The sequence below is a fragment of the Siphonobacter sp. genome (assembly GCF_048595215.1).
Taxonomy (GTDB): domain Bacteria; phylum Bacteroidota; class Bacteroidia; order Cytophagales; family Spirosomataceae; genus Siphonobacter.
Map to the genome: position 1 here is coordinate 1 of NZ_JBMDWJ010000318.1, position 4,524 is coordinate 4,524.

General features: G+C 46.2%; 4 protein-coding genes. All 4 read left to right on the plus strand.

Annotated elements, in window-relative coordinates; all coding sequences use genetic code 11:
• The first annotated feature begins 150 nt into the window (after nucleotides 1–150).
• The 4 genes from ACOJTG_RS19710 (at nucleotide 151) to ACOJTG_RS19725 (ending at nucleotide 4,083) form a co-directional block, all read left to right on the plus strand.
• The gene (locus ACOJTG_RS19710) at nucleotides 151–1,218 is read left to right on the plus strand and encodes a M42 family metallopeptidase (protein WP_094815462.1); all 1,068 of its coding nucleotides are present in this window, start codon (nucleotides 151–153) and stop codon (nucleotides 1,216–1,218) included.
• Between the two features lie 194 nt (nucleotides 1,219–1,412).
• A complete protein-coding gene (locus tag ACOJTG_RS19715; protein ID WP_104711013.1) occupies nucleotides 1,413–1,997 on the plus strand; it encodes a DUF502 domain-containing protein in 585 nt (194 codons plus the stop codon).
• Nucleotides 1,998–2,126: 129 nt separating this feature from the next.
• Entirely contained in the window at nucleotides 2,127–2,690 is a 564-nt protein-coding gene (locus ACOJTG_RS19720; protein ID WP_420155388.1) for a hypothetical protein, read from the plus strand.
• A 157-nt stretch (nucleotides 2,691–2,847) separates the two neighbouring features.
• Entirely contained in the window at nucleotides 2,848–4,083 is a 1,236-nt protein-coding gene (locus tag ACOJTG_RS19725; protein WP_420155389.1) for a 3-phosphoshikimate 1-carboxyvinyltransferase, read from the plus strand.
• Nucleotides 4,084–4,524: the final 441 nt, after the last annotated feature.

A 4,524-nucleotide genomic window follows, 5' to 3' on the forward strand; every position in this document is an offset into this window, starting at 1 on the left:
TTGGGTAGAACTGAAAGAATGGCTGGACGAACTGCGTAAAGGAAGGTAAACGGCCCGGATTTTTAGTACCACTTAGCGAACGAAAGATGCGTAATCCTATCGGTTTTTTCGTTCTTAGTGCCTACACATCATTATCATTTCCTTTCTATTATGACCGAAAGTAGCAAAACCTTTCTCTATCAATACCTCAATAACCCTTCTCCAACGGGCTTTGAAGCCGCAGGACAACGGATTTGGCTAGATTATCTTAAACCCTATATTGACGACTACATCGTCGATACCTACGGCACCGTAGTAGGAATCATTAATCCCGGCCAACCGTACAAGGTGGTGATCGAAGCCCACTCGGATGAAATTTCCTGGTTCGTTAATTACATTTCCGATGACGGGTACATCTACGTCCGTCGGAATGGTGGTTCGGATGCCGTGATTGCTCCGTCCAAGCGTGTTCATATTCACACCAAAAAGGGAATCGTCAAAGGCATCTTCGGCTGGCCTGCCATTCACGTACGCGATCTGGCAAAGGATACCGCTCCCAAAGTAACGGACCTGACGATTGACTGCGGAGCTACCAAGAAAGAGCTGGAGGAAAAGGGCGTTCACGTCGGTTGTGTCGTAACCTTCGAAGACGAGCTGACGGAACTCAACGATCGGTATTACGTAGGACGGGCGTTGGATAACCGGATCGGCGGCTTCATGATTGCCGAAGTGGCCCGTATGCTGAAGGAAAATAACGTTTCCCTACCGTTTACGCTTTATGTAGTCAATGCCGTACAGGAAGAAATCGGTCTTCGGGGAGCTGAGATGATTGCTCGTCGCCTGAAAGCGGACGTGGCCATCTGTACCGATGTTACTCACGATACTACGTCACCCCGGTACGACAAGAAAGAACAGGGAGACTTGAAATGCGGAGGTGGTCCCGTGTTGTGCTACGGTCCGGCCGTACAGAATAACCTGCTGGACTTCCTAATCGGAGTAGCCGAAGAAAAGCAAATTGCGTTTCAGCGGCAGGCCGTAAGTCGCTCAACGGGAACCGATACGGATTCGTTTGCCTACGCCGCTGAAGGAACGGCTTCCGCCCTGATCTCTCTGCCGCTCAAGTACATGCACACGACGGTAGAAACCGTACACAAACAGGATGTAGAAGAAGTCATTCGGCTGATGTACGAGACGCTACTGAAACTGGAAGCGGGTCAGGATTTTCGCTATCTAACCTAAACGCTACGTCCATTTCTGGTAGCCTAGGCCAATTCTAGGTACTACAACGAATAGAAAATAAAAGAGCCGTATGCCCCTAAGCGTACGGCTCTTTTTTATTTCTATAGTCAGTAAGATTTTAAATGGCAGAACGATGAACTTTGACGGAGGAATCCGAATTGTAGAATAGATTCCCCCTTCCATCTATTTCTCCCATGAAAAAAAGAATAATAAATCGCTTTGTCAGTTACTTCATTCGCGGGTTGTTGTTGATTGCTCCGTTGTTCTTCACGGGCTACATTTTATACCAGGCATTTTTATACCTTGACGGACTGATTCCCGTAGGAATCGGTACGGGTGAAAATCAGGTTCGCCTTTGGGGCGTCGGGATGGTTATCGTGCTGGCTATTGTCTTTTTGGTAGGTTTTCTGGGCTCTACCTTCGTCATTATTCCGGTATTTAATCTCTTTGAAGAGTTTATTAATCGCCTTCCACTGGTACGAATTATTTATTCTTCCCTGAAAGATTTAACCTCCGCTTTCGTCGGCGATAAGAAAAAATTTAACCAGCCCGTGCTCGTCAAAATGGACACGAACACGGAATTATACCGGCTGGGATTCTTAACCCAATCCGATCTTTCGGAGTGGGATTTACCCGGTTCTGTAGCGGTTTATTTCCCTCAATCGTACGCATTTTCGGGGCATTTATTTATCCTGCCGAAAGAGCACGTGAAGCCTGTCAAAGCCAACGCAACGGAAGTGATGAAATTTATTGTTTCCGGCGGCGTCTCCATTCATTAATCCTAAACAGCCTTTAGGTGTCTGTGGAGTAAGCGAGGGATTACATACCTTTGTCTGAAACCGTAGGGCAGGAAATACGTTTTGTTAATACAACACGTTTGCTCTGTACCTCCATCCGTAATTGAAACCATGAAACGGCTACTCTTTTTACTTGCAATACTCTGGGCACCCGCTTTGTACGCCCAACAACCTCCTTCATCAACGGGCCGGGCCATGACATCCCGGCAAACGATCAGATACATTGCTGTCGATTATCCAGGAGGAAGAAAGCGATTTTTTGCGGGCGATGAATTTGTTTTCAAAGCCAAAGGCCAGAGCGGAAAAATCCGTGATAATATTTTCGCGGTGACCGACTCAACGCTCGTATTTGCCGATTTTAGTGAAATCACGAATCAGCAAGAATATACCGAATACCGTTTGTCAGACATTCGGAAAGTATACTTTATGAAAGGAAGTTCGCTGGCTACGCAAGCTGGATACTTATTGCCCGCGGCCGGAGCGTTGTATTTCATCATGGATTTCTTTGGTCCGGTATGGAACAGGGAATTGAAGGGATCATCGCTGGAGTTGACTTCCTCAACGGCTATTGTCAGTGGCGGTTTGATTGGCCTGGGTGCTTTATGCTACAAGTCCACGCACAAAGCCATGAAAATTGGTCACCGGAATCGTTTGAAAGTACTACAAACGTTTTAAAAGAAGCAGTGAATAGGTGAGGGGCTACTTCCGGAAACTACCGGTAAGTAGCCCCTTCTTTCGTATGCAGGGGAATCAGTTTGTCAGAAAACCGGGCAAAACCCGCGAAAATGAATAATTTTGGCCTTGCAATCACCGATCTATTTTCTGTACTGTTTTGAAAAAGCTTTTCCTGCATAAGATCACTCAGCCTTTTCAGGCCCAAATTCAGTTACCGGCGTCCAAGTCAGAGTCCAACCGTGCTCTAATCCTCAACGCTCTGGCGGGGGGAACGGGATCGCTCAGCAACCTGTCAGAAGCTCGCGATACCCAGACCATGCAACGACTGCTGCAACGCGATGAACCCGTAGCCGACGTACTCGACGCGGGTACAACCATGCGTTTTTTGACGGCGTATTATGCAGCGGCCAACCGCCAAAAAGTAATGACCGGAACGGCCCGGATGCAGGAACGGCCCATTGGTATTTTAGTAGAGGCGTTACGGGAATTGGGAGCCCGCATCACGTATCAGAACAAGGAAGGTTATCCGCCGCTTCAGCTCGAAGGGTTCTCGTACGCGGGTACGAAAGATCTGACCATGCGGGGTGACGTCAGTAGCCAGTTTATTTCGGCCATTCTGATGATTGCTCCCACCTTACCCAAAGGACTGACACTGCATTTGACGGGTCAACTTGGGTCGATTCCGTACATTGAAATGACCATCCAGCAAATGCGGCAGTTTGGAGCAGACGTTACGGCAGATTGGGAAAACCGACAGATTCGGGTGGCCGCTCAGCCGTACCAGTCGAGCGATTACGCCGTTGAGTCTGATTGGTCCGCCGCCAGTTACTGGTACAGTCTCGTGGCTCTGGGACCCGAAGGATCGGAAGTTGAACTGTTGGGGTTAAAAGAAAATTCGCGACAGGGAGATTCTGCCATTATTGCTATTATGCAACAGTTGGGGGTTAAGAGTACGTACACCGGACGTGGGTTTCACCTGACCCAAATTCCCGCCGAAAAGTCTTTTAGCTGGGATTTTACCCATTGCCCTGATCTGGCTCAGACCATTGCCGTCATTGCCGCTGTAAAAAGAATTCCGGCCGAGTTTACGGGTATAGAAAGTCTGAAAGTAAAAGAAACGGATCGGGTACTGGCTATTCAACAGGAGTTGCAAAAATTTGATGCAAATCTGGTCGAAGAAGAAGCGAATATGAAGTACCGTATTGTAACTAACGAACAGACCAGTTGGGATCGCCCAGGTACCTCAATTCATACCTATGAAGATCACCGAATGGCTATGGCTTTTGCTCCATTAGCGATGCGTACAAATTTGGAAATTGACGATGCTTCCGTAGTCGTAAAATCTTATCCTCACTTCTGGGAGGATTTGGGGAAAATAATTACCATTTCCTAACGATTAGTACTCAATTATTGCATAGAAGAGTAAGAACTTATAGCAAATGAAGTGATTTGCTGGAAGTTCTTACTTTTTCATTTAAGGCAGTATGATTGTTTAATTACACTTTTATCAAAATAAGGTGATTAACGTTTTTCTAGGCTACCCCCTAAATTTTAGCTAGTGAAACTTATAAATTAACTTATTTTAAGGAACAGGGTGTATTCTTAGGTTAATTCATTAGTATTCAAGTATGAAATGTTTAAAGAATAAGTAAAAACTCTTCTTTTGTAAGCAATTTAAGTGTACAAAATCTAAGAAAATTTCTTACTTTAGCCCCTGATTAAACCGCCGTTACATATTTCCTGAAAATTATGCTCTCTGAAACGATCACCCAGCCCTTATTGTCCTACATCCGGCGATATGTCGAGCTGTCTAATGAGGATGTGCAGTCTATCA

Coding starts and splice junctions, on each gene's coding strand:
- ACOJTG_RS19710 (WP_094815462.1), top strand. CDS start 151: ATGACCGAAAGTAGCAAAACCTTTCTCTATCAATACCTCAATAACCCT.
- ACOJTG_RS19715 (WP_104711013.1), top strand. CDS start 1,413: ATGAAAAAAAGAATAATAAATCGCTTTGTCAGTTACTTCATTCGCGGG.
- ACOJTG_RS19720 (WP_420155388.1), top strand. CDS start 2,127: ATGAAACGGCTACTCTTTTTACTTGCAATACTCTGGGCACCCGCTTTG.